Genomic DNA, 622 nt, shown 5'->3' with positions numbered 1-622 from the left:
CCGATCGCCAACCGCACCCGCAGCGAACTGGAACCGTTGATCGGTTTCTTCGTCAACACCCAGGCCTTGCGGGTGGATCTGCGCGCAAACCCCAGTGTGGCCGAGTTGCTCGCCCAGGTCCGCGCGACCGCGCTGGCGGCGCAAGCGCACCAAGACCTACCGTTCGAGCAGGTGATCGAAGCGCTCAACCCGGCGCGCAGTCTTGGCCACCATCCGGTGTTCCAGGCAATGCTGGCGTGGCAGAACACAGCCGACGTCGCCTTGGAGCTCCCCGGCCTGCAAACGCGCCTGCTGGAGCAAGCCGACGCCACCGCCAAGTTCGATCTGCAACTCACCTTGCACCTGCAGGACGCCTGCATCGTCGGCAGCCTGACCTACGCCACCGCGCTGTTCGAACGCCGCAGCGTCGAAGCTCAGCTCGCCCAGTTCGTGGCCTTGTTGCATGGCATGGTCGCCGACCAGCGCACGCGGGTGGATCGCTTGCCGCTGGCCAGCGTGGACGAGCGCGCACGCTGGCTGCAGCAACGTGCAAGCAACCACGTCGCATTCGACGACGCGCGCTGCCTGCCGACGTTGTTCGAGCAACAGGTCGGGCGGGCGCCGCACGCGATCGCGCTGATCG

Annotated in this window: 1 protein-coding gene; it reads left to right on the top strand. The window is 67.2% G+C overall.

Going from position 1 to position 622, the window contains the following annotated elements; translation table 11 throughout:
• Window positions 1-622 (top strand): condensation domain-containing protein (locus tag CKY51_RS22180; RefSeq protein ID WP_244952569.1); only part of this gene is annotated, 622 nt, incomplete at both ends.

The organism is Xanthomonas maliensis, assembly GCF_009192945.1.
GTDB classification, from domain to species: domain Bacteria; phylum Pseudomonadota; class Gammaproteobacteria; order Xanthomonadales; family Xanthomonadaceae; genus Xanthomonas; species Xanthomonas maliensis.
The sequence above is the reverse complement of the archived record's forward strand: the minus strand, read 5'-3'. Positions and strand labels throughout refer to the sequence as shown.